We start from the raw sequence: 22,862 nt of genomic DNA, 5'->3' as shown, positions 1-22,862 counted from the left end.
GCCAGCATTTCTCATTAGTAAAGGATAGGGCATGACCATCGCGTCCAACGCACCACAACATCAGGCAGACATTCGCCATGACTGGACCAAAGCCGAAGTTAAGGCACTTTTCGCATTGCCATTTAATGACTTACTGTTCAAAGCCCAAACTGTTCACCGTCAGTATTTCGATCCGAACGAAGTGCAGGTGAGCACGTTATTATCAATTAAAACCGGCGCGTGTCCGGAAGACTGCAAATACTGCCCGCAAAGCGCACGCTATGATACCGGTCTGGAAAAAGAACGTCTGCTCGAAATTGAAAAAGTTATCGAGCGCGCCAAAGAGGCCAAAGCCACTGGCTCCACCCGTTTCTGTATGGGGGCTGCCTGGCGTAACCCTCGCGACCGCGATATGCCTTATGTCACCCAGATGGTGTCTGAAGTGAAAAAGCTTGGGTTGGAAACCTGTATGACGCTGGGTATGCTTACCCGCGAGCAGGCTGTGGCACTGAAGCAGGCCGGTCTGGATTACTACAACCACAATCTGGATACTTCCCCTGAGTTTTACGGTGACATCATTACAACCCGTACCTACGACGACCGTCTTAATACCTTGCAGAATGTGCGTGATGCCGGCATGAATGTATGTTCCGGCGGTATTGTGGGCATGGGGGAATCTGCAGAAGACCGTGCAAGCCTGCTGATGCAACTGGCTAATCTGCCGGAACAGCCGCAAAGTGTTCCTATCAATATGCTGGTGAAAGTAGAAGGAACGCCGCTGGATAAAGTGGACGATCTCGAACCATTCGAATTTATCCGGACCATTGCGGTCGCACGCATCATGATGCCTGCCTCACACGTGCGTTTGTCCGCCGGCCGTGAAAACATGAATGAACAGATGCAGGCGCTGTGTTTTATGGCCGGTGCCAACTCTATTTTTTACGGTTGCAAGCTGCTGACAACCTCTAACCCGGATACCCACGAAGACGTGTTGTTATTCCGCAAGTTGGGCATTAACGCTGAGCGTACCCGCGAGTTCTCTGATGAAGCTCATGAGCAGGCATTGCAGGAAGAAATTGCCGCGCAATCAGCGCCGGCTGACTTGTTTTACGATGCCACCGCGTCCCGTAAAACCGCGCCTGCGGAGGCCTGATGGCATTTGATTTTATCAATGCTGAGCTTCAGAAAAAGCAGGATGCCGGTTACTTGCGTCGCCGGCATTGTGTGGAATATGAAAAAGACGGCATTATTTGTGTAGCCGGCGAGCACTATCTGAACTTTGCCAGTAACGATTATCTGGGCATGCGTCAGCATCCGGGTGTGCTGCAAAGCTGGGTAGAAGGCTTAGCCCAGTTTGGTGGTGGCAGCGGCGCGTCTCCGTTAGTGACGGGCTACACACAGGCCCATGCGGCCCTTGAAGCCTATCTTGAAGAGCACCTTCAGCGTGAAGCGGTACTGCTGTTTAATTCCGGCTTTGCAGCGAATCAGGCCATCTGTCAGGCACTGTTTCACAATGGTGGCAATGTACTGGCCGACAAATACATGCATGCTTCATTCATTGACGGCGTGCTTGCCAGCAAAGCTGAATTCAAGCGTTTCCGTCATAACGATTTAGCGCACTGCGAAACACTACTATCCGGTTTATCCGGCGATACCCTTATCGCCAGTGAAAGTATTTTCAGCATGGACGGAGACAGCGCACCGGTTGAAGAACTTGTGTCACAAAGTCGTGACAGCGGCGCGTGGCTGATGCTGGATGACGCCCATGGATTTGGCGTACTGGGCGAAAATGGTTTTGGAGTGGCGGAGTACTATCAGCTTACGCAGCAGGATTTGCCGGTACTGATGGGCACATTCGGCAAGGCGGTGGGGACAGCCGGTGCCTTCGTTGCCGGCAGTCAGGCCTTTATTGATTATCTGGTCAATCACGCCAGGCACTATATTTACTCCACCGCGCTGCCGGCCTCTCAGGCTATTGCTACCTTGTATTCGCTTACGGCCATATCAACGGGTGATGAGCGTAAAACGTTACATGAGAATATTGCGACGTTTCGTTCTCTTGCTCTGGCGCAGGGCCTTCAGTTAACTGAATCTGTCAGTGCCATTCAGCCTGTGATGTGCGGCGATCCTCGTAAGGCGCTGGCATTGTCTGAAGCGCTGAAACAACGTGGGATATGGGTGCCGGCAATACGTTATCCGACAGTGCCGAAAGGGGCTGACAGATTGCGGATCACCATTACTGCTCAACACAGTGCCCGGGATATCAGCGTGCTGGTGGATGCATTAATGCTGGCTATGGAGGCGGTGTGAATCAACCCGCTTCAAAAACCGCTGAAACAGCCGTAACCCGCAAACAGGCGATTGCTGCCTGCTTTGACCGTGCCGCTCACTCATATAATCAGGTGGCGGGTGTTCAGGCCCGTATTGCTGCTGATGCCCGTAGTTTGTTGCCCGTTGAGCCCGGTAGCCGTGTGCTTGATATCGGCTGCGCCACAGGGCGGGAAACCGCGCTGCTGGCGAAAAACGGTGCTCAGGTCACCGGTCTCGATATTGCCGCAGATATGCTCCAAAAGGCGCAGCGGGATTATCCGTCTCTGACATTCAAAGAAGGTGATGCGGATGCACTGCCTTTTTCTGCACAGCAATTTGATGCGGTATTTTCCTCAATGGCGTTGCAGTGGAGTGATGATCCTGCCAGGGCTATGCCGGAAATTGCCAGGGTGCTTAAACCCGGGGGCAGAGCGCAGTTAGCCATTATGGTTGCCGGTTCTTTTCACGAGCTTATTCAGGCCCGTTCAGTGGCGGGGTTGCCTGAATCCGTAAACACTTTACCTCAGTCACTGGTGTGGGAAAAAGCAGCCTGTCAGGCTGGCTTTCATGTAGTGAAAAGTACGGTTGAAACGTATACAGAGCACTTTGACGGAATACGCAGTCTGCTACATTCAATTACTAAAGCCGGTGCTGGCTTATCAGACAGCGGACACGCACAACATTCTTTCACCCGCAATTCACTGAAAGCGTTGGAAAAGGCTTTCTGTACCGCCCCGGACGGCACGCTGCCCCTCACTTATCACGTATTACAGTTATCGCTGGAACGCTAATTTATGCACGCTTATTTTGTTACCGGTACCGACACAGAAGTGGGTAAAACTTTTGTGTCGTCTTTATTTTTACAGGCTGCTGCGCAATCAGGGCTTTCCTCAGTGGGGTACAAGCCAGTCTCTGCCGGATGTGAAGTCATTGACGGCACGCTCAGCAACGAAGATGCAAGAGCTTTACATGCAGCATCATCCTTGCCCGTATCACTTCAGGAAGTGAACCCGGTGACCCTTGAACCGCCTGTCGCACCGCATATTGCTGCAGAGCAGGCAGGTTTAAAAATTGAAAAAGAAGATCTGATCAAAGGGTACGAACATCTGGCAGGGATGCACCCTGACTTTATGCTCATGGAAGGTGCCGGTGGCTGGCGGTTACCGTTAGGTAATGACCTCTGGATGCCACAAATCGTTCAGGCACTTAAGCTGGATGTTATTGTGGTAGTGGGCATGCGGCTGGGATGTCTGAATCATGCCGTACTCACCTGTGAAGCCATATTGAATGACGGCCTGAACATTAAAGGCTGGGTGGCGAATCAGTTGTCTGCTGATATGCCGGTATACGATGAAAATCTGGCGACACTTAAAGCCGTGTTGCCTGCTCCCATGCTGGCCGAAATTCCTTTCGGCGCAGATGAGAATACGGTCGCAGACCTGGTATCAACGGTGCAGAAACTGGCTTAAGTCATCACCGTCTTTAATGGCGGTTTTTTCTTTTCCTGAGAATATAAAACCGCCATATTCCCCTTTAAATGTCAGTTTGCCTTTAGATAGCTCAAGCGCAGTGCCTTCACGTATTGCCAGTACCGGTGTCTCCGGGTTCAGAGTCGTAAATTCAGCAAGACGTTGATCGCGGGTTTCCCCGTTAAAACCCGGCGGGTGATAATCGGAATAGTGCGGATTCAGCTGACAAGGAAGCAGCGCAAGGGCGTCAAATGACGGCGGCTCGATAATAGGCATGTCATTGGTGGTTCTGATGGTAGCACCGCAAATATTTGAACCGGCACTCCAGCCGATGTAGGGAACGCCTGATTCAATGGCCAGGCATATAGGCGCAATAAGCGAGTTTTTATACAGATTTGCCAGCAAATTAAAGGTATTACCACCGCCGGCTAATATTGCTTTGCCTGCCTGAATGGCTTCTGTTACTGCCTGTGCAGGATGCTCAAATGTGTGCAACCCGGTAACACGGCATTCAGGTAAAGCAGCCTGTACTTTTGCTGTGTACTCGTCAAAAGATACTGTCACACCGGCGTAAGGAATAAACAGCACGTCCCGTTTGTCACCTAAATGAGAAAGGATCATGGGTTTGGCGTGGGCGAGATAGTCTTCGTCTCCCACACGGGAACTGCTGAGCATCAGCACATGAGCAGGCATGGTCACTCCGGAAATTGAATTTTTTGATTTTAAAAGATGATACGCGAACACGAACCCTGTGTTTAGTGTGGTGTACAAATAACTTTTTGGAAAGGGAGAGAGGAATAAAACCGGAACGGCGCGGTTACTTTTCATATTCTGTAACTGATTTCCCCTCAAACAGAACACAGTTTGAGGGGAAACGGTGGCATGGATGAGTGAAGGTTTACAACTGTATTACCACTCAGAATTGTCCCTGAGGCGGTCTTCGGCCAGGAGGCTCACCCATATTATCAGGCCGGCAGGCCAGTTCTTCTGATGAAGTGTCTTCGTCTGGCCCGGATGGCGGCGCCATACACTGGCCTGACATTGTCTCACCATTCCGGCCGCTCATGGAGCAACTGTCACCCTCTGATGACGATGCACAGGCGTCAAATGCTTCCTGAGGGATTGAAGGCCGTTCCTCCCGTTCCGCTGCACAGGCGGCAAGTGCAGTGAATCCTGCTACAAAAATGACACAGCGCTTAATCGATTGTTTCTTTACCATAGTTTGTTCCGGTTGGGCTTAAGGTATTCTGAACTGACTACCGGAATGGTCTTTGTGTTCTTCTCTTTTCAATTTCTTTACGCTGTTCAACGGTATGCTAAATATTAATTTGACGAAAAAGTACAATTGATTGCGGGAATAGTGACTAAACGCAGGTGTTAAATTCATTCACGATAGGTTAACAATTTAGCCCTTTGCCGGAAAAAGAAAATGAATACCACCAAAACTGATGTCGCTATTATCGGTGCAGGCCCGTCGGGACTGATGCTGGGCCACCTGCTCACTCAGGCAGGCATCAACTGTATCATCGTAGAACGTAAATCACCGGATTATGTGTTAAGCCGTATCCGCGCCGGAGTGCTTGAACAGTGCACCTTACAGGTAATGGAAAAGCTCGGTTTGGACAGCAGACTGAAAGCTGAAGGATTACCTCACGACGGCGTTATTCTCGCTGATGGCGAAAGGGTCATTGAAATTGATGTGAAGGGTTTGACCGGCAGCCAGGTGGTTGTTTACGGCCAGACTGAAATTACCAAAGATCTCATGGACGCATCAGACAGTCGCGGTGTAATGCGGGTATACGATGCAGATGATGTTGCGCTGCATAATATTGAAACCGAAGCACCCTGCGTAACTTATACAAAAAACGGCGAACCTCATCGTATCGATTGTCGTTTTATCGCCGGTTGTGATGGCTTCCACGGGCCTTCCCGTAAAGCCATGCCGGGAAGCAACACGAACTACGTGGAAAAAGTCTATCCATTCGGCTGGCTGGGTGTGCTGGCAGATGTGCCGCCAGCCACACACGAAGTGGCTTACAGTAATCACGACCGCGGTTTTGCCTTATCTTCAATGCGGTCGCTTACCCGCAGCCGCTATTACATTCAGGTAGGGCTGGATGAAAAGGTGGAAGACTGGTCTGATGAACGGTTCTGGGATGAACTGGCTGTTCGCCTGGGTCCTGAAATCTCCTCAAAACTGGTGACTGGGCCTTCAATCGAAAAATCCATTGCACCACTGCGTTCATTTATTTTTGGCAGCATGCGTCACGGCAGCCTGTTCCTGGCGGGAGATTCTGCGCATATCGTGCCGCCCACCGGCGCGAAAGGCCTCAATCTGGCATCTTCGGATATCACCTACTTGTCGGCAGCGATAATCAGTTACTTCAAAGAAAAGCAATCTGATGGCATTAACCTTTACTCTGAAAAAGCGCTGAACCGCGTATGGAAGTCGTCACGTTTTTCATGGTATCTCACCACGCTGATGCACCGATTCCCAGAAGGCGGAGAGTTTGACCGCAAAATGCAGGTGGCGGAACTGGAATACATTGCCGGCTCAAAAGCAGCGCAGACTACCATTGCTGAAAACTACATAGGTCTGCCACTTTAACAACGCTTTACATCATCGCCAGACGTTATGGTAATCCCGGCACGCGCGCCGGGATTTTTTCTCTTAATTCACGAACTACAGGCCCTGGGCAACCATCGCATCTGCCAGGCGTCTGAATGCGGCGATATTCGCGCCCTTTGCATAATCAGTAAAACCGTCTTCACGGCCTTCTTCCACACATTGCTCATGAATGTGCTTCATGATTTTTTTCAGTTCGTTATCCAGTGTGTCATAACTGCTTCTGCGAAAACTGGCGTTTTGCATCATTTCCAGGCCTGACAATGCGACGCCGCCGGCGTTAGAAGCCTTACCCGGTACGAAAGGAATACGGTGTTCAGCAAACACTTTCTGTGCGTTAGCAGTGCACGGCATATTTGCACCTTCCAGCACATATTTCACGCCGTTCCCGCAAAGCATATCTGCGTCATCTTCATCCAGCTCATTTTGCGTCGCGCAGGGCAGGCAGACATCTGCGGACTGATGCCATGGCTTTTTGCCTTCGTGCCATTCTCCGCCACTCTTTTCTCTGATGGCTAAGAGGATGTTGTCGTAGTTGTGCTTCTGCTTAATAGCAAACTGAATGTCCTGCTTTGACAAACCGTCCTCCTTAATCAGGCAACCACGGCTGTTCGACAGGCTTGTCACCACAGCGCCGGACTCACAGGCTTTCAGCGCTGCGTGCAGTGCTACATTACCCGCGCCGCTGATACCGGTGCGTTTGCCTTTGAGGGTATCGTCATTTGCTGCCAATACCTCCTGCAACATGTAAATCAAACCGAACCCGGTGGCTTCTGTGCGCACATGGCTGCCGCCAAATGAAATGTCTTTTCCTGTCAGTGTGCCGCCAAATTGATTGTGGATACGGCGGTACTGGCCGTACATGAATCCGATTTCCCGGCTGCTGACGTTAATATCGCCGGCTGGCACGTCGGTCTGCGGGCCGATATGACGCTGCAATTCAGCCATGAACGCCTGACAAAAGCGCATGATTTCAGTGTCGCTTCTGCCTTTCGGATTGAAATCAGAGCCTCCCTTCGCACCGCCCATGGGCAGGCCAGTTAATGCATTTTTGAAGGATTGTTCAAAGGCGAGAAATTTTAAAACAGACTCATTGACGGTGGGGTGAAAGCGCAGGCCGCCTTTATACGGGCCTATCAGGCCGTTGTGTTGTACGCGCCATCCGCGGTGTATTTCGACCCCGCCGTCATCGTTCATCCACTGAACATTGAAGTGAATGATACGCTCGGGCACGCAGAGTCTTCTGACCACGTCATAGCGTTTGTAAGCTTCGGACGCGTTTGAGACTGGCATGACATGATCCACAATCTCCTCAACGGCCTGCAGGTATTCCTTTTGTTCGCCGTACAATTCTGTCAGCCATTTAAGCACGCTGTCACGATTTGATAGTTGACTCATAATGCATTCCGTTTCAATAAATTATGTGTATTGCTTACCTGTACGGCACTGATGTTGATCATTAATTCCTTGTCATCTGAGGTTTACGGCTGTTCTGAACGGGATTGCATGGACCGTGGTTGAACCTTGGCGGTAGTGGCGCGTACCCAACAATACAACTGACTTTATTCACTGGATGACAGGAGACATTATGACCTCAACTGTACTGGTAACCGGCGGCAACCGCGGTATTGGTCTGGAAATCGTTCGTGGCTATGCGCAAGCGGGCTTCAAGGTGTTGCTTGGCTGCCGGGATGAAGAAGCTGGCGAAGAGATTAAGAAGGACATTGTCGGCAAAGACATTCAGATAATAGAAATTAACCTGTCCAATGAAGCGGCAGCTAAAGAAAATATTATGCGTGCTCAGGCCATTTATGGCGGTGTGGATGTGCTGGTAAATAACGCCGGTGTCCTCCATGAAGAAGACTGGCAGGACGTGTCTTCTGATTCACTGAAAGAGGCTATGCAGGTCCACGTAAACGGTCCGCTGACATTGATTCAGCAAATTCTGCCCGGCATGCGTGAAAGGGGTTATGGTCGCATCGTCAATGTCTCATCCGTGTGGGGCGCATTCTCAGAAGGGATGGAAGGGCCGCTGGCCTATGCCGTCAGTAAAGCCGCACTGAATGCACTGACAAAACACCTTTCCGCACAGATGGCCGGCGAGAAAAACACTAAAATTAATGCCATGTGTCCGGGCTGGGTACACACCCGCATGGGAGGACGTGATGCACCGCGAACACCACAGCAGGGAGCTGAAACCGCTGTCTGGCTAGGACAGCTTGGTGAAGACGGCCCTTCCGGACAGTTTTTCAGAGATAAAAAAGTTATCGGCTGGTAAACATACGTTGTCCGGCTTTATACCGGAGGCAGGCTGTATGTGCGGCCTGCTTTAATCTCCACTTACACCATCGACGTTAAGAATTCGTTTATGCACAGGCCAAATTATGGCAGTCTATACGACGAAATTGTGGAAAGGATTTTCCTTAGGGTAGTACAGCGGGTCTGAACCGGGTGCCGGTCATAACTGGTTGCTTCACAGATATACCGCAGAAAATAAGAAAATTGACATGTTTAAGTCGAAAAAGAAAACATCAGTGCTTTTTGTGTGTCTGGGCAATATTTGCCGTTCACCCACGGCTGAGGCTGTTTTCCGTCATAAAGCGAAAGCGGCGGGTTTAGACCTCAAAATTGATTCGGCCGGTACCCACGGATATCACATCGGAAAGCAGCCGGATGGCCGTTCGGTATCAGTGGGTGTGCAGCGTGGCTATTCCTTTAAAGGTATTAAATGTCGCCGTGTAGAAGATAAAGATTTTACTGATTTTGATTACATCATGGCCATGGACACCAGTAACTATGAGAATCTGATGAAAGTGAGTCCTGAGGAAGAACAGCACCGTATTCACTATTTTCTCGACTTTGCCCCGGGCGATGAAAAGGAAGTGCCGGATCCGTATTACGGCGGGAAGCAGGGCTTTGAACTGGTGCTGGATTTAATCGAGCAGGCATCGGATGGTTTTATCCGTCATCTGAAGCAACGAAAGCCGGCCGGTTAGGTCATTGCGGGCTGTAACGCCCGCTAAAAATCTGCGTCGTCATCCCTGTTATAAGCCATCGCAAAAAACTCACCAAATTTCTGTGATGAAACCTCCGGCACCGGTTGAATTGTGGTAGACTCCCGCCAGGTGTTTCATATAAAGACGTAACTGTCAGCCTTATTGGCCGCAGGATACGCGATAAAGTACATTCAGGTTCATCATTGCACTTCGCAACCTTTCTGCTGAACCCGTTACACAAATCAGACTACACCAACAGAGACATGCATGAACTGATGCCGTTGAAGCGGCACCGGTTGTATCGTCCGGGGACATCAATTTTTCTGTGCCATCGCTGCCAACAATGAGGAGAAAGCGTGAGTAACTGGCAACCTGACAGCTGGAGATCAAAACCGATCCTGCAGCAACCTGAATACGATAATCAGGAACAAGTCGCTTTTGTAGAGCAAACATTAAGCAAATATCCGCCACTGGTTTTTGCTGCTGAGACACGTGAGCTGCGCCGTCAGCTTGGTGAAGTGTGTCAGGGAAAAGGTTTTTTACTGCAGGGCGGTGACTGTGCCGAGTCTTTTGACGAGTTTAATGCGCCTAAGATCCGTGACACGTTTAAAGTCTTGCTTCAAATGGCAATCGTGATGACTTTTGCCGGCCGTTGTCCTGTCACTAAAGTTGCCCGCATGGCCGGTCAGTACGCCAAACCGCGCTCTTCTGACTACGAAACGATTAATGGTGTGACATTGCCCAGCTACCGTGGCGATATCATCAACAGCTTTGAGTTTACCGAAGAAGCCCGTCGCCCTGATCCGAACCGTCTGCTGGATGCTTATCATCGCAGTGCGGCTACGCTAAACCTGCTGCGCGCATTTGCTCAGGGCGGTCTGGCTGACTTAAACGAAGTTAACCGCTGGAATATGGCGTTTTTAGAGAATAACCCGCTGAAAGACCGTTATTCTGACATTGCCAGCCGTATTCAGGATTCTCTGGAATTTATGAAGGTGATTGGTCTGAATGCGCAGAACACGCCTTCATTGCATGAAACAAGCCTGTTTACATCGCATGAAGCACTGTTACTTAACTACGAACAGTCTCTCACCCGTATCGACACGTTAACCGGTAAACCGTACAACTGTTCTGCCCACATGGTGTGGATTGGTGAGCGTACCCGTCAGCTTGATCATGCCCACGTTGAGTTTTTCCGTGGTATTCATAACCCCATCGGTGTGAAAGTTGGTCCGACGATGGATGAGGATGAGCTTATCAGACTGATTGACGTGCTGAACCCGGACAATGACCCGGGGCGTCTCACTTTCATTACCCGTATGGGCGCAGACAAGCTGGAAGCGAACCTGCCGCGCTTACTGCGTCGTGTTAAAGCTGAAGGCCGTAACGTAGTGTGGAGTTCAGATCCGATGCACGGCAATACGTTCTCGGCATCAAGCGGTTATAAAACCCGTAACTTCGATGCGATTTTAAGCGAAATTCGTCAGTTCTTCGCAGCCCACGAAGCTGAAGGTACTCATGCCGGTGGTGTGCACCTGGAAATGACAGGTCAGCATGTTACCGAATGTACCGGTGGTGCTTATGAGATTTCAGATGAAGATCTGAAACAGGCATATAAAACCCAGTGTGATCCGCGTTTGAACGCCGATCAGGTTTTGGAAATGGCGTTTCTGGTAGCAGACCATTTACGTAAAGGCGCATAAGCCTGTCTATTTCCCGCTGGCGGCAAAAGTCGCCAGCGCTTCTTCTCTTTCCCGCTCTGTTAACACACCGGTAAAAATGGTGTTTCTTCGTAACGCATTCCAGCGTGGCTCATCGCTGAGTAACTGTGCTTTGAATGCTTCCGCGTCATGTTTTAATTCCAGCATGCTGTGCCATAAAAGATAACTGCCGTAACGCAGGAGCTTTTGCTGATAACGGGCTTCCAGCGTTTCTTCTGCCTGCGCGATCAGCACCGGATTGCTTATTACCTTGTCAGCAATTGCCCGGTGGATTTGCAGTATACGGTTGTCGATATCCGCATCCCGTTGTCTTCTTGACCTTGAATACATCTTGCTACTTCTTAAGGTTGCTGTATGATTATACAGTATTATTCTAACTCATTACGGAGAAAGTACAATGGAAGTGCAGGGCAAATTTGATGTGTCGTTACAGCCGGTTGAAGGCTTCATGACAGCTAAAGACGGGATGAATCCCGGTCGTATGACCATAGAAAAAACATTTCACGGTGCCCTCAGTGCCACAAGCAAGGGCGAAATGTTATCCCTGATGACAGCTGTTCCCGGCTCTGCTGGATATGTGGCAATAGAAATTGTGTCCGGAATATTGAATGGAAAGTCAGGTTCATTTGCTTTGCAACATTTCGGCGTGATGGATAAGGGCAAAGACTCCCTTATTTTAAAAGTGGTGCCGGACTCCGGCACAGAGGCGTTAACCGGATTGTCGGGTGATATGAAAATCATTCGGGAGGGTGGGGAGCATAGTTACGTATTCGACTATTCGTTGTAGTTATTCCCGTTCGGGACTGCCGCTCTGCAATCATTTACAAAAGTGCAGGTACTCCCCACATATTCAGATATGGAAGTTTCTGATTATTTAAGACGTTGTAACAGGCTGCATCAGTAGTTTCAATTGACGATAAGTTTGCTCTGTCATTAGCATGATTTTTTATGGCGGTTTTTTAATTTATCAGCGGAAGTGTTACATGCGTAGAGTGTTCTTTCAGTTGTCTTTACTTTGGGTAACCGGTTTCATCCAGAACGTGCAGGCTCAGGACATGCAGGGGTACTATAACGTCAGAGACTTCGGGGCCGTTGGCGACGGTATAAGCAGGGACACAGATGCGATTAATACTGCCATCATCGCTGCCAGCAGGGATGGTGGGGGAACGGTGTATTTTCCGCCCGGCACTTACGCGAGCTTCAGCGTTGAGCTGAAAAGTCAGGTTGATATGCACCTTGCGAATGGCGCAACGCTGCTGGCTGCAACACCGGAGGATGAGAGCGAAGGATATCTGAAACCTGAGCCCAATATCTGGGGTGAAAAATATAAGTACCAGGATTTTGGTCACAGTCATTTCAGAAATAGCCTGCTCTGGGGCGAAAATATTCACGATGTCACCATTTCCGGCAGTGGACTGATCGACGGTAAGGGGCTGTGGAAAGGCTTATACCCGCCACTGGGGCCGGCACCTTCAGTCAATCCGGGTAATAAAACCATTGCGATAAAGGGCGGCCGGAACATTACATTCCGGGATTTCAGTATTTATCGCGGCGGGCACTTCGGGATCCTCGCCACCGCCATTAACAACCTGACAATCGATAATCTGCGCATCGACACTAACCGCGATGGCATTGATATCGACGTGTGTAAAAACGTGCGGATAAGCAACGTGGTGGTTAACAGCCCCAATGACGATGCTATCGTGTTGAAAAGTTCTTATGTGATGGGCAAAGCCATCGCTACCGAAAATGTGACTATCAGCAACAGCGTTGTCAGTGGTTACGCCATGGGTACCATGCTTGATGGCACTTATCAACCAATGGAAGGCACAGCACCGGACGGTGACGGGGCAACCGGCAGGATAAAGCTGGGCACCGAGTCTAACGGTGGTTTTAAACGCATTACCATTACTAATGTGGTCTTTGATCACAGTCGCGGTCTGGCGCTGGAAACCGTAGACGGCGGCATTATTGAAGATGTCGTTGCATCCGGTCTGGTGATGAACCGGGTCAGTAATTCTCCCATTTTTATTTATAACGGTGCACGCATGCGCGGGCCGGAAAACACGCCGGCGGGTGCTATTCGTCGTGTGCTGATTAAAGATGTAACGGTTAGTCATTCTGACGGGCGTTTTCCGGTGATCATCCAGGGGTTACCGGAATCGCCGGTGTCTCAGGTAACCCTGAAAGATATGTATCTGATCGCCGGCGGCGGACTGACGCAGCAAGACGTGCTCGCTCAGAAACCTGATCACATCAGCGCCTTTTTTGCCCTGAAAGAAGAGGAACCGCGACATTCGCCTTTTGATGTGCCGGATCGTCGTGAAGCTTATCCTGAACCTGCAATGTTAGGGTTATTGCCTGCTTCCGGTTTGTACATGCGGTACGCACAGGACATAACGCTTGAAAATATCAATCTGCAGCTTGAAGCGCCTGATACCCGTTCTGTGCTCGTCTTCGATAGTGTCAACGACATCACATTGCGGAATATGACGTTGCCGGGGCGCGCGCAGAAAGACCAGATCACTGTAATTGATAGTCGTGATATCAGATTCTCTTCCCACGGGGAGAAAACAGAGACGCTTTCAGCAGACAAAGCAACCGGCTTCAGCGGTTTCTGAATTCAGCAGGTTCTGAATGACAGACTACGGGGTTTGCTGTCAGTCCTCAAGCAAGGGCTCTGCGACAGCTTCCAGCCCGTTTAATTTGATCTCGTACATCAGAGCCAGTTGTTCGCCAAGCTTTCCCTGCGGGAAACCTTGTTTGTGAAACCACACCAGATAAGGTTCCGGCAGATAGAACAGTTTTCTGCCGGCATATTTGCCGAAGGGCATTTGTGCGTTAACTGCGGTTTTTAAGAACGCCGGATCCATTAATCTTCCTGTTTTTGTTGTAGTGTCCACAGGCGGGCGTATTCGCCTTGCTGCATCAGCAATTCCTGATGAGAACCCTGTTCTGCCAGTTCACCCTGTTTTAGTACAAGAATGTTACCTGCATCTGTAATGGTTGATAACCGGTGTGCAATCATAATCGTAGTGTGTCCGGAAGCAAGCTCAGACAGGGCCTCCATGATGGCACGCTCAGCACCGCTGTCCAGAGAGGAAGTGGCTTCATCGAAAAGCAGTACCGGCGGATTTTTCAGCACTGCACGGGCGATAGCTACCCGTTGTTTCTCTCCGCCGGAGAGCTTTAATCCCCGTTCACCCACACGGGTTTCGCCCTTCTCAGGCAATTGAGCAATGAAACTGTCCAGATGGGCGGTACGAATCGCCTGTTCGATATCCGGCTCACTGGCATCCGGATTACCGTAGCGGATATTTTCCAGCAACGTATCGTTAAACAGTACGGTGTCCTGGGGAACAATGCCCAGCTTTTCTCTCAATGATTGTTGCGATACTTTCCGGATGTCCTGCCCGTCAATCAATATGCGCCCCGAGTTTGTGTCGTAGAAGCGGAAAAGCAATTTAACAAGCGTGGATTTACCGGCGCCGCTGGCACCCACAATGGCCACCTTTTCACCTGGCTTGATGGTAAAACTGATATTTTTGAGGATAGGCCTGTCATCGCGGTAAGAAAAACTGACATTCTCAAAACAGATTTCTCCACGGGTGATGTTCAGTGGCGGTGCATTGTCTTCATCTTGCACTGAAGAACGGGTATCCAGGAGGGCGAACATATTGTCTATGTTTGCCATGGAACCACGGATCTCCCGGTAAACGAACCCTAAAAAGTTCAGGGGCATAAATATTTGCATGGTAAATGCGTTTATTAATACAAAATCACCGATGGTCATGTCGCCCCGTGCGACGCCGTAAGCGGCGTTTGCCAGCATGGCCGTCATTGCCACTGCGATGATGAACGCCTGACCGCCATTCAAAGCAAATAACGATAACCGGTTTTTACGTCTGGCCTGTTCCCAGTCAGCAAGGTTATTGTCGTAACGGTTGGCTTCATATGCCTCATTGCTGAAGTACTTCACTGTCTCAAAGTTCAGTAAGCTGTCTACCGCCCTTGAGTGGGTTGATGAATCTGCCTGGTTCATGGCATGAACAAAGCGCGTTCGCCAGTTTGTTGCTTTCATGGAATAAGCTACATACGCAATGACGGAGGCAAGGATAATAGTGGCAAAAGAAAGGCCACACTGAAAAAAGAGCAGGCCGGTTACAATCAGAATTTCCAGCAGGGTAGGGCCGATGTTGAATACCATAAACCGCATCAGAAAGCTGATACCGCTGGTACCACGCTCTATATCCCGCGACAAACCGCCGGTCTGACGGTTCAGATGGAAAGACAAATCAAGGTTATGCAAGTGTTTGAAAACCCGTAACCCCATACGTCGCATGGCCCTTTCAGTGACCCGTCCGAACAGCGTGTCTCTGACTTCACCAATGATCACGTTAAGCAACTTCAACGCACCATATGCAACAATTAATGCCAGAGGTACGGCAACCAGACCGGTGGCCGCATCTTTTGTGTTCAGTGAATCGACTGTGTATTTAAGTACATAGGGCAGACCGATTGCTGCAAGTTTTGCCATGATTAGGCAGGCCAGCGCGATGGCAACGCGGCTTTTAAACTCAAGTAAATAAGGCCAGAGCTGATTCAGCACGTGCCAGCGCACCGGTGTGTCCGGTGAAACATTAAATCGGGATGGTCTCATCGTGAAAATGTGGTGTACGACTGTATGTAAATAAGAGTACCGCAAAGCGTTGCGCGCTCAAAGTTTCACGTTAAACGCATTTTTTGTGTTCATGACGACATAGTTCTTTCGTGGTAAAGTGCTAATCTGAATTGTTTCTTTCATTTTCCTGTCTTTACAGGGCCAATGCTAAGCGGGAGTGTCTTTTTGTTACAGGACAACTTTGGTCGCCGGTTTCATTATCTGCGTTTATCCATAACAGAAGCATGCAATTTTAAGTGCCAGTATTGCCTGCCTGACGGATACCACGGGCCTTCTGACGACACATTTCTTACGCTGCCTGAGATAGATACGCTGGTACAGGCCTTTGCCGGTCTTGGCACATCTAAAATCCGGATCACCGGTGGTGAACCCAGCCTGAGGCGGGATTTTACCGACGTGATTGCACTGTGTAAGAACACTGACGGCATTAATAAAGTGGCGACCACCACCCACGGCGGACGCCTCGCCAGAGATGCACAAAAATGGCGTGATGCCGGTCTTGAGCAGGTGAATGTGAGCATTGACAGTCTTGATCCCCGCCAGTTTGCCGACATTACCGGACAGAATAAATTAACTCAGGTGCTCGATGGCGTCAGTGCTGCCATCGATACCGGCATGACAGTGAAAGTGAATTCTGTTTATCTTAAACATTTTGCCGGTAAACAACTTCAGCAGTTTAAAGACTGGTTGAAAGACACGCCGATTACCTTACGTTTCATTGAGTTAATGGAAACCGGTGACCATCCTGAATTCTTTGCACAACAACACTTATCCGGCGGGCCGCTGAAGCAACAACTGCTTAATGAAGGCTGGATGCCGGTATTGCGCAGCAAAGATGCCGGTCCGGCGCAGGAGTTTCATCATCCGGATTACGCAGGCCGCATTGGGCTCATCATGCCTTACAGCAAAGATTTCTGCGCCAGCTGTAATCGTCTCAGGGTGGCTGCAAACGGCAATTTACACCTGTGCCTGTTTAGTGAGCACGGCATTGATATCCGCCCTTATCTGCAGCAGGGTGATGTGCAGGCATTAATGGCACACTTGCAGCAGTTGCTGACTCAGAAGCACGCGACGCATTATCTGCAGGATGGTAATACCGGAGCAACGTCACATCTTGCGATGTTGGGCGGCTGATTACCGGCCGCGGGTAGTAAATCATGCACATTCCTCATACAAAAAGATTGTCCTTTCATTTTGTCACCGCAAATGACGCAGAGTTTTTGTGGTCGGTGGATCAGGATGAAGCCGTGATGAAATACATCAATGGCGGTAAAAAAACATCTATGGAGACGATTCGGGAACAGTTTATTCCGCGGATCCGGGCGTTTTCTGATGAACCGAAAGGGTGGGGGCTTTGGCGGGTGAGTGCTCTGGAGTCACCACAGGAAGATCTGGGTTGGATTCTGGTGCGGCCTTTCGGATTTTTCACCGGCGAAAGGGATGATAATAATCTGGAGCTGGGCTGGCGCTTTCACCGCAAAACCTGGGGAAAGGGGATTGCCACCGAGGCCGCAGCACAGGTCAAACAGGCGTTATATGTTAACGGGACAAACCAGTTTTCAGCCATTGCACTGCCGGATAACAAGGCATCAGTAAACGTAATGGAAAAACTGGGTATGACGTTTTCGCACCGTTATCTCTATTCTGATGCAGTGTTCAATGATGAAGTCGTGGTTTACCGGCAGACACTGTTACCAGCAAAACCGGTGTGCTGAGAAACCGTCAACTGCTCAGGTGATTAAAGGCCGCTGAGACTACTTTTCACCCGGTGATAGCGGCGTTCCTGTTCATCTGTCAGGGTGGCCGACTCCAGCGTTTTCATGCAGTTGAAAATTAATTTTTTATTGTCTTCTGTTTGCCTGCCAGGGTTATCCCTGATCTCAGATGCAGTGGTTTGCAGCAGATTCAGCGCTATGGCCGGGTTCTTCGGCATAACCGTAAATGCCTGACGGAAGGCAATAAGCGCATTGGCTACATCGCCTTCGCGGAAATAGTTTACAGCCGTGTTGTTCAGCGCTTTCGGGCTTTCTGCAATCTCCCGTTTCTCCTGCTGTTGTTGCTTCAGGTAATGCATAAACAGCGCACTTTGACTTTCATCGGTAACACAACGGCGCTCAACTTCATCCAGAATCGCCAGCGCATGTTCCTGCAAGCCAACCTCATGAAAAGCTTTTGCTCTGTCCATCAGGCCTTCAGTATTTTCATGGCTCATATCGGCATTTTGTAACTGACTCAACAGCATGCGGGCTTTATCGGTTTCATCTTCAAGATAATACAGCCTGGCATCAATGACCTTGAGTTCACTGTCGACCTCCGCTTTCGGAAACGCTTCTTTCATCTGACGGATAAAGTCCTGCGTTTGCCTGACCAGTTTTCCTGTCTCTGCTGCATCGGCGGTCATGGCAAAATCAATGCCGGCGCGGGCCACATTAAGGTAATTTTCAGGTTTGTCGTGAATAGAATTTTTGGCGTATTTTACCACCCGTCTTGCTGCGTCAAATTGCGCAGGGAAATCATGGGTGATCTTAGATAAATCCTCGGCCTGTTTATGGCGGTGCACATTACGGGGAGAGATTGAGGATGCCAGAGTGACAGACTCCAGCGCATCATCGAACTCCTGTTGCTTTATCTGCAACGCCGCCAGTAAATCGTAGGCGCTGAGCATGGCATCCGGCTGAAATGCCAGCCTGAGGATAAGCTTTTCCGCTTCATCATCTTTATCCAGTTGCAGGTAGCAACGAACCAGTCCAAGTTTTGCCCAGGTAAAATCCTGCACATTGATGATGGCCTGATAAAAATCAGCGGCTTCTTCGAAGTGTTCGCATAAAAGCAGTAATTCACCCTTTGTTCGCAGGGCTAGCGGGAAAAATTCAGCGTTTTTGGGTTCTGTCAAAAAGCGCTCAAGTTCGTCAAGTGCCCCTTCGAAATCCCCCTTGTCCATTAACGCATAAACATCTTTGAGTGCTTGTTTGCGAACCAGTACGCGACTCAGGCGTTTATCCAGCTCTTTTACCGAGAACGGTTTGGCAAGAAATTCGTCAGGTTGCAGTTCAACGATTGAATGAACAATCTCAGCAGTAGTGTCTGAAGAAATAAAAACGAACGCAGTGGTCAGAGGCAGGATCTTGTGGGCTTTGAGTTGTTCGTAGAGAAAGTAACCTTCCTTTTCTTCCCGCAGATCATACGCGCACACCACAAGTTCAAAGGTTTCTTCTTTTATCAGGCGCAGGGCTTCGTCAGCTTTATCAATATAACTGATTTGCTGGAACCCGAGTTCTTCCATTGTGTATTTCAAATATCCCTTCGCCAGGATCTGATCATCTACAATCAGAACACGAATAGCGCGGGCAAGCTTGATATTCATCGTGCGTGTTACTACCTGTCCATAGCAATACATTGTGCTGTTTTTGTATCGGCAGCATCCTGCAAAACTATTAGGAAAATCAACTGCAATAGTCAATCAGCACCTTAGCACGGTTTGAAATACAAAGAGAATGGGAAAGTTAACAGGGAAGTGGTGGACGTCTGCTGAGCATTTTTCTCAAAAGCAGGCAACGAAGTTGTTGAGCCAGTGAACGGACACGTTACTTGATATATAAATGAAACAAGGAATCTGAAAAGAAAGTGGTGGACGCTACTGGACTTGAACCAGTGACCCTCGCCTTGTAAGGGCGATGCTCTCCCAACTGAGCTAAGCGTCCGAATTTTTTGCTGCAACAAATGGAAGAAGTGGTGGAAGTCTACTGTGACTCGCAACGCAGTTGTTGAGCCAGTGACCCTCGCCGTACCCATTCCAAAGGGAAGTGGTGGACGCTACTGGACTTGAACCAGTGACCCTCGCCTTGTAAGGGCGATGCTCTCCCAACTGAGCTAAGCGTCCGGTAATTTGTTGCTAAAAGAAAGAAGTTAACATCCGAAGATATGGTGGACGCTACTGGACTTGAACCAGTGACCCTCGCCTTGTAAGGGCGATGCTCTCCCAACTGAGCTAAGCGTCCTCTTTCTTTTCAAACAGCCCTCCGCTCAAGGAGAAGTGGTGGACGCTACTGGACTTGAACCAGTGACCCTCGCCTTGTAAGGGCGATGCTCTCCCAACTGAGCTAAGCGTCCGCTGTTTGTTCCCTGTCCGTGCTGGACAAGTGGGGCGGTATTATAGGGTTGCATTCGATGGTGTCAACAACAAAATTACGGAAAAATGACTGCCTGATTGAATTCCGATCAATTAGCAGGGTGCGGATGTTTCTTTGTCCGGTGAGTGGCGGAATTTTAAGCACTAAATGAAAATCCCGTCCATTATTTCGCAGTTAACCGCTGATATTAAATAATGGCACGATAGCTGGCTTTTGCCGCGCCGGATTGGCTGGTAGAATGCACGCAATTTTTACTTCCATTTAAAGATAGAGAAACTACATGTCTGTCGTAACGCGATTTGCTCCCAGCCCTACCGGCTATCTTCACGTAGGTGGTGCCCGTACCGCTCTTTATTCCTGGCTATATGCGAAAAGCAAGGGCGGGGAATTTGTACTTCGTATAGAAGATACAGATTTAGAGCGTTCTACTGATGATGCAAAGCAAGCTATTCTAGATGGTATGCAATGGTTGGGTTTAACCTGGGATAAAGGTCCTTATTACCAAACTGAGCGATTTGACCGTTATAAAGCGCTGATCCAGCAAATGTTGGATGAAGGTAAAGCTTATAAGTGCTTCATGAGTGCAGAAGAACTGGACGCCATTCGTGAAAAGCAAAAAGAAAACGGCGAGAAGCCCCGTTATCCCGGTACATGGCGTGACCGTACTGACCATCCGGAAGGTCAGCCTTTTGTTATCCGTTTCAAAAACCCGCAGGAAGGCACGGTAGTCATTAACGACCATATCCGTGGCAAAATCGAAATCAGTAATAAAGAGCTGGATGATCTGATTATTCAGCGTTCTGACGGTTCGCCTACTTATAACTTCTGTGTTGTAGTGGATGACTGGGATATGGGGATTACTCACGTAGTGCGTGGCGAAGACCACATTAATAACACGCCACGTCAGATTAATATCCTGGAAGCGCTGGGTGCGCCAGTACCTGAATATGCTCACGTATCTATGATTCTTGGTGATGATGGCAAGAAGCTGTCTAAGCGTCACGGTGCCGTGAGTGTAATGCAGTATCGTGATGATGGTTATCTGCCGCAGGCGGTACTTAACTATCTGGTTCGTCTGGGTTGGTCCCACGGGGATCAGGAAATCTTCTCACTGAAAGAAATGATTGAATATTTCGATCTGGACGCCATTGGTCAGTCTGCTTCTGCTTTTAATACTGAAAAACTGGTATGGCTGAATCAACACTACATGAAAACTTTGCCGGCCAGTGAGGTTGCGTCACGTCTGAAATGGCATTTTGATGAGATGAATATCGATTTGGCTGCCGGACCGGCATTGGAATCGGTGATTGCCATTCAGGCTGATCGTGTCAAAACACTTAAAGAGCTGGCGGAAATCAGTACTTACTTCTATGTGGACTTTGAAGACTTCGACGCAAATGCTGCGAAAAAGCATCTGCGACCTGTTGCCAAAGAGCCTCTCGAGGTGGTTAAAGAGAAACTGCTGGCTATTGAAGAATGGGATCCGGAAAATATCGGTGCTGCTATTAATGCGGCGGCAGAATCTTTGGGTGTGGGAATGGGTAAAGTCGGTATGCCTTTACGTGTTGCAGCAACCGGAAGTGGTAACTCTCCGTCGCTGGATGTAACGTTGAATTTGCTCTCAAAAGCCAAAATTGAAGAGAGAATAAACAAAGCGCTTACTTTTATAGCAAACAGGGAAAATTCCTAAAAAAACCGTTGACAGGGCAGCGGGGTATGCCTAGAATGCGCCCCGCTGTCACGGAACAGTCACACGAAATATAGTGACCATTCCAAGTACGGGGCCATAGCTCAGCTGGGAGAGCGCCTGCATGGCATGCAGGAGGTCGGCGGTTCGATCCCGCCTGGCTCCACCAAATTCTTAAAGAATTTACAGTAGTCGGAAATGTATTTTCCGGTAAGTTCTTAGGTAAGGCAATAAGGTCGCTCATCTCGCGGGCTCGATTCGCCTTACTGAAAATCTCGAAAGCTTGCTTTCGAAGCAGATTTTCAGTCCCCTTCGTCTAGAGGCCTAGGACACCGCCCTTTCACGGCGGTAACAGGGGTTCGAATCCCCTAGGGGACGCCATATCATATCGCGTCACAGTCGGTTAAAACTGTGAGTTAGGCCGGAGTTGTTGTTTGTAGCTTGTATCAGTGAGTTACATTTCAACATCTTCAGGACTTGAAAGTCAGTAAAGCAATAAGGTCGCGCGGTTCGCAGGCTCACCTTGCCTTTACTGAAATTTAGCGAAGCATGCTTCGCTGAGCAAAATTTCAGTCCCCTTCGTCTAGAGGCCTAGGACACCGCCCTTTCACGGCGGTAACAGGGGTTCGAATCCCCTAGGGGACGCCATTTAAATCGCGTCACAGTCGATTGAAACTGTGAGATAGGCCGGAGTTGTTGTTTGTAGTTTGCATCAGTGAGTTACACTTAAACATCTTCAGGACTTGAAAGTCAGTAAAGCTGAATGTCGCTCATCTCGCGGGCTCGATTCGCCTTACTGAAAATCTCGGAAGCTTGCTTCCGAACCTAGGATAAGGCCGCTCTCACGATAAATCGTGAATCGCCTTACAGAAATTTAGCGAAGCATGCTTCGCAAGACAAAATTTCTGTCCCCTTCGTCTAGAGGCCTAGGACACCGCCCTTTCACGGCGGTAACAGGGGTTCGAATCCCCTAGGGGACGCCATTTATATCGCGTCACAGTCGATTGAAACTGTGAGATAGGCCGGAGTTGTTGTTTGTAGCTCGCATCAGTGAGTTACACTTAAACATCTTTAGGACTTGAAAGTTCAGTAAGAGGAATAAGGTCGCTCATCTCGCGGGCTCGATTCGCCTTACTGAAAATCTCAGGAGCTCCGCTCCTGAAAGAAGATTTTCAGTCCCCTTCGTCTAGAGGCCTAGGACACCGCCCTTTCACGGCGGTAACAGGGGTTCGAATCCCCTAGGGGACGCCATATAATAAAGAC

The 22,862-nt window shown here is 49.4% G+C and carries 20 protein-coding genes and 9 tRNA genes; 18 read left to right on the top strand and 11 right to left on the bottom strand.

The genetic code is table 11. The features are described from left to right. Positions 1–31: 31 nt before the first annotated feature. Genes bioB through bioD form a run of 4 tightly spaced genes read left to right on the top strand, consistent with a single transcriptional unit; the run spans position 32 to position 3,758 of the window. Positions 32–1,132: a biotin synthase BioB gene (bioB, locus tag ACXAG2_RS02620; RefSeq protein WP_474864331.1), complete on the top strand. Its 1,101-nt coding sequence runs from the start codon at positions 32–34 to the stop codon at positions 1,130–1,132. Next, positions 1,132–2,289 carry an aminotransferase class I/II-fold pyridoxal phosphate-dependent enzyme gene (locus ACXAG2_RS02615; protein WP_474864330.1) on the top strand — a complete coding sequence of 386 codons (1,158 nt, stop codon included), beginning with the start codon at positions 1,132–1,134 and terminating at the stop codon, positions 2,287–2,289. Before bioB ends, ACXAG2_RS02615 begins: the two co-directional genes overlap by 1 nt. Continuing rightward, on the top strand, positions 2,286–3,080 hold the full coding sequence (locus ACXAG2_RS02610; RefSeq protein ID WP_474864328.1) for a methyltransferase domain-containing protein: 795 nt from the start codon (positions 2,286–2,288) through the stop codon (positions 3,078–3,080). The genes ACXAG2_RS02615 and ACXAG2_RS02610 overlap by 4 nt, the downstream gene beginning before the upstream one ends. A 3-nt stretch (positions 3,081–3,083) precedes the next feature. Next, positions 3,084–3,758, top strand: a complete 675-nt coding sequence (bioD, locus tag ACXAG2_RS02605) for a dethiobiotin synthase (protein ID WP_474864326.1) — start codon at positions 3,084–3,086, stop codon at positions 3,756–3,758. Here bioD and pepE read toward each other — a convergent pair. Then, positions 3,735–4,451 carry a dipeptidase PepE gene (gene pepE / locus ACXAG2_RS02600; protein WP_474864325.1) on the bottom strand — a complete coding sequence of 239 codons (717 nt, stop codon included), beginning with the start codon at positions 4,449–4,451 and terminating at the stop codon, positions 3,735–3,737. The two genes, bioD and pepE, sit on opposite strands and share 24 nt — an antisense overlap. Positions 4,452–4,674: 223 nt before the next feature. After that, on the bottom strand, positions 4,675–4,977 hold the full coding sequence (locus tag ACXAG2_RS02595; protein ID WP_474864324.1) for a hypothetical protein: 303 nt from the start codon (positions 4,975–4,977) through the stop codon (positions 4,675–4,677). A gap of 210 nt (positions 4,978–5,187) precedes the next feature. Between ACXAG2_RS02595 and pobA the strand changes: the two genes are divergently transcribed. Further along, positions 5,188–6,366 carry a 4-hydroxybenzoate 3-monooxygenase gene (gene pobA / locus ACXAG2_RS02590; protein WP_474864322.1) on the top strand — a complete coding sequence of 393 codons (1,179 nt, stop codon included), beginning with the start codon at positions 5,188–5,190 and terminating at the stop codon, positions 6,364–6,366. 75 nt (positions 6,367–6,441) lie between these two features. Here pobA and gdhA read toward each other — a convergent pair whose 3' ends face one another. Next, entirely contained in the window at positions 6,442–7,782 is a 1,341-nt protein-coding gene (gene gdhA, locus ACXAG2_RS02585; RefSeq protein WP_474864320.1) for an NADP-specific glutamate dehydrogenase, read from the bottom strand. Between the two features lie 190 nt (positions 7,783–7,972). Here gdhA and ACXAG2_RS02580 point away from each other — a divergent pair, with 190 nt between their 5' ends. The 3 genes from ACXAG2_RS02580 to ACXAG2_RS02570 all read left to right on the top strand — a co-directional run bounded on the left by ACXAG2_RS02580 (position 7,973) and on the right by ACXAG2_RS02570 (position 11,083). Further along, entirely contained in the window at positions 7,973–8,662 is a 690-nt protein-coding gene (locus ACXAG2_RS02580; protein WP_474864318.1) for an SDR family NAD(P)-dependent oxidoreductase, read from the top strand. Positions 8,663–8,891: 229 nt separating this feature from the next. Further along, positions 8,892–9,380 (top strand): low molecular weight protein-tyrosine-phosphatase, encoded by a 489-nt coding sequence (locus ACXAG2_RS02575; RefSeq protein WP_474864316.1) that lies wholly within the window; start codon positions 8,892–8,894, stop codon positions 9,378–9,380. Positions 9,381–9,736: 356 nt separating this feature from the next. Then, a complete protein-coding gene (locus ACXAG2_RS02570; RefSeq protein ID WP_474864314.1) occupies positions 9,737–11,083 on the top strand; it encodes a class II 3-deoxy-7-phosphoheptulonate synthase in 1,347 nt (448 codons plus the stop codon). A gap of 6 nt (positions 11,084–11,089) precedes the next feature. Here the strand turns inward: ACXAG2_RS02570 and ACXAG2_RS02565 are convergent, their stop codons facing one another. After that, the gene (locus ACXAG2_RS02565) at positions 11,090–11,431 is read right to left on the bottom strand and encodes a hypothetical protein (RefSeq protein WP_474864313.1); all 342 of its coding nucleotides are present in this window, start codon (positions 11,429–11,431) and stop codon (positions 11,090–11,092) included. A gap of 67 nt (positions 11,432–11,498) precedes the next feature. On the opposite strand from ACXAG2_RS02565, the gene ACXAG2_RS02560 reads away from it, so the two are divergent. Then, positions 11,499–11,888, top strand: a complete 390-nt coding sequence (locus tag ACXAG2_RS02560; RefSeq protein WP_474864311.1) for a DUF3224 domain-containing protein — start codon at positions 11,499–11,501, stop codon at positions 11,886–11,888. A gap of 196 nt (positions 11,889–12,084) precedes the next feature. Beyond that, entirely contained in the window at positions 12,085–13,722 is a 1,638-nt protein-coding gene (locus tag ACXAG2_RS02555; protein WP_474864309.1) for a rhamnogalacturonidase, read from the top strand. 39 nt (positions 13,723–13,761) lie between these two features. On the opposite strand, the gene ACXAG2_RS02550 is transcribed toward ACXAG2_RS02555, so the two are convergent. Next, positions 13,762–13,974 carry a DUF3820 family protein gene (locus tag ACXAG2_RS02550; RefSeq protein ID WP_119500860.1) on the bottom strand — a complete coding sequence of 71 codons (213 nt, stop codon included), beginning with the start codon at positions 13,972–13,974 and terminating at the stop codon, positions 13,762–13,764. Further along, a complete protein-coding gene (locus tag ACXAG2_RS02545; RefSeq protein WP_474864307.1) occupies positions 13,974–15,761 on the bottom strand; it encodes an ABCB family ABC transporter ATP-binding protein/permease in 1,788 nt (595 codons plus the stop codon). The genes ACXAG2_RS02550 and ACXAG2_RS02545 overlap by 1 nt, the downstream gene beginning before the upstream one ends. Positions 15,762–15,947: 186 nt before the next feature. Between ACXAG2_RS02545 and moaA the strand changes: the two genes are divergently transcribed. Both moaA and ACXAG2_RS02535 read left to right on the top strand, forming a co-directional pair. Next, positions 15,948–16,916 carry a GTP 3',8-cyclase MoaA gene (moaA, locus tag ACXAG2_RS02540; RefSeq protein WP_474864305.1) on the top strand — a complete coding sequence of 323 codons (969 nt, stop codon included), beginning with the start codon at positions 15,948–15,950 and terminating at the stop codon, positions 16,914–16,916. A 23-nt stretch (positions 16,917–16,939) separates the two neighbouring features. Beyond that, entirely contained in the window at positions 16,940–17,497 is a 558-nt protein-coding gene (locus ACXAG2_RS02535) for a GNAT family N-acetyltransferase (protein ID WP_474864304.1), read from the top strand. A 23-nt stretch (positions 17,498–17,520) separates the two neighbouring features. On the opposite strand, the gene ACXAG2_RS02530 is transcribed toward ACXAG2_RS02535, so the two are convergent. From ACXAG2_RS02530 to ACXAG2_RS02510, 5 genes are all read right to left on the bottom strand, one after another. Next, the gene (locus ACXAG2_RS02530; RefSeq protein WP_474864302.1) at positions 17,521–19,146 is read right to left on the bottom strand and encodes a response regulator; all 1,626 of its coding nucleotides are present in this window, start codon (positions 19,144–19,146) and stop codon (positions 17,521–17,523) included. A gap of 261 nt (positions 19,147–19,407) precedes the next feature. Then, positions 19,408–19,483, bottom strand: a tRNA-Val gene (locus tag ACXAG2_RS02525). A gap of 103 nt (positions 19,484–19,586) precedes the next feature. Next, positions 19,587–19,662: transfer RNA gene (locus tag ACXAG2_RS02520), tRNA-Val, on the bottom strand. Between the two features lie 42 nt (positions 19,663–19,704). Then, a tRNA-Val gene (locus ACXAG2_RS02515) sits at positions 19,705–19,780 on the bottom strand. A 36-nt stretch (positions 19,781–19,816) separates the two neighbouring features. Then, positions 19,817–19,892, bottom strand: a tRNA-Val gene (locus ACXAG2_RS02510). A 300-nt stretch (positions 19,893–20,192) separates the two neighbouring features. Between ACXAG2_RS02510 and gltX the strand changes: the two genes are divergently transcribed. The 6 genes from gltX to ACXAG2_RS02480 all read left to right on the top strand — a co-directional run bounded on the left by gltX (position 20,193) and on the right by ACXAG2_RS02480 (position 22,850). Further along, on the top strand, positions 20,193–21,602 hold the full coding sequence (gltX, locus tag ACXAG2_RS02505; protein WP_474864301.1) for a glutamate--tRNA ligase: 1,410 nt from the start codon (positions 20,193–20,195) through the stop codon (positions 21,600–21,602). Positions 21,603–21,692: 90 nt separating this feature from the next. Beyond that, positions 21,693–21,768 (top strand) — tRNA-Ala (locus ACXAG2_RS02500). A 136-nt stretch (positions 21,769–21,904) separates the two neighbouring features. Beyond that, positions 21,905–21,980, top strand: a tRNA-Glu gene (locus tag ACXAG2_RS02495). A gap of 191 nt (positions 21,981–22,171) precedes the next feature. Beyond that, positions 22,172–22,247, top strand: a tRNA-Glu gene (locus ACXAG2_RS02490). A 259-nt stretch (positions 22,248–22,506) separates the two neighbouring features. Next, positions 22,507–22,582, top strand: a tRNA-Glu gene (locus tag ACXAG2_RS02485). A 192-nt stretch (positions 22,583–22,774) separates the two neighbouring features. Beyond that, positions 22,775–22,850 (top strand) — tRNA-Glu (locus tag ACXAG2_RS02480). The last annotated feature ends 12 nt before the right edge of the window (positions 22,851–22,862 follow it).

It is taken from the genome of Alteromonas sp. ABH4_456 (genome assembly GCF_056160645.1).
Note: the sequence above shows the minus strand (reverse complement) of the source record. Positions and strands in the feature narration are given on the sequence as shown.

Excerpts from the sequence above, each read along its gene's own strand:
- bioB (WP_474864331.1), top strand. The coding sequence starts at position 32 with ATGACCATCGCGTCCAACGCACCACAACATCAGGCAGACATTCGCCAT.
- ACXAG2_RS02615 (WP_474864330.1), top strand. The coding sequence starts at position 1,132 with ATGGCATTTGATTTTATCAATGCTGAGCTTCAGAAAAAGCAGGATGCC.
- bioD (WP_474864326.1), top strand. The coding sequence starts at position 3,084 with ATGCACGCTTATTTTGTTACCGGTACCGACACAGAAGTGGGTAAAACT.
- pepE (WP_474864325.1), bottom strand. The coding sequence starts at position 4,451 with ATGCCTGCTCATGTGCTGATGCTCAGCAGTTCCCGTGTGGGAGACGAA.
- ACXAG2_RS02595 (WP_474864324.1), bottom strand. The coding sequence starts at position 4,977 with ATGGTAAAGAAACAATCGATTAAGCGCTGTGTCATTTTTGTAGCAGGA.
- pobA (WP_474864322.1), top strand. The coding sequence starts at position 5,188 with ATGAATACCACCAAAACTGATGTCGCTATTATCGGTGCAGGCCCGTCG.
- gdhA (WP_474864320.1), bottom strand. The coding sequence starts at position 7,782 with ATGAGTCAACTATCAAATCGTGACAGCGTGCTTAAATGGCTGACAGAA.
- ACXAG2_RS02580 (WP_474864318.1), top strand. The coding sequence starts at position 7,973 with ATGACCTCAACTGTACTGGTAACCGGCGGCAACCGCGGTATTGGTCTG.
- ACXAG2_RS02575 (WP_474864316.1), top strand. The coding sequence starts at position 8,892 with ATGTTTAAGTCGAAAAAGAAAACATCAGTGCTTTTTGTGTGTCTGGGC.
- ACXAG2_RS02565 (WP_474864313.1), bottom strand. The coding sequence starts at position 11,431 with ATGTATTCAAGGTCAAGAAGACAACGGGATGCGGATATCGACAACCGT.
- ACXAG2_RS02560 (WP_474864311.1), top strand. The coding sequence starts at position 11,499 with ATGGAAGTGCAGGGCAAATTTGATGTGTCGTTACAGCCGGTTGAAGGC.
- ACXAG2_RS02555 (WP_474864309.1), top strand. The coding sequence starts at position 12,085 with ATGCGTAGAGTGTTCTTTCAGTTGTCTTTACTTTGGGTAACCGGTTTC.
- ACXAG2_RS02550 (WP_119500860.1), bottom strand. The coding sequence starts at position 13,974 with ATGGATCCGGCGTTCTTAAAAACCGCAGTTAACGCACAAATGCCCTTC.
- ACXAG2_RS02545 (WP_474864307.1), bottom strand. The coding sequence starts at position 15,761 with ATGAGACCATCCCGATTTAATGTTTCACCGGACACACCGGTGCGCTGG.
- ACXAG2_RS02535 (WP_474864304.1), top strand. The coding sequence starts at position 16,940 with ATGCACATTCCTCATACAAAAAGATTGTCCTTTCATTTTGTCACCGCA.
- ACXAG2_RS02530 (WP_474864302.1), bottom strand. The coding sequence starts at position 19,146 with ATGAATATCAAGCTTGCCCGCGCTATTCGTGTTCTGATTGTAGATGAT.
- gltX (WP_474864301.1), top strand. The coding sequence starts at position 20,193 with ATGTCTGTCGTAACGCGATTTGCTCCCAGCCCTACCGGCTATCTTCAC.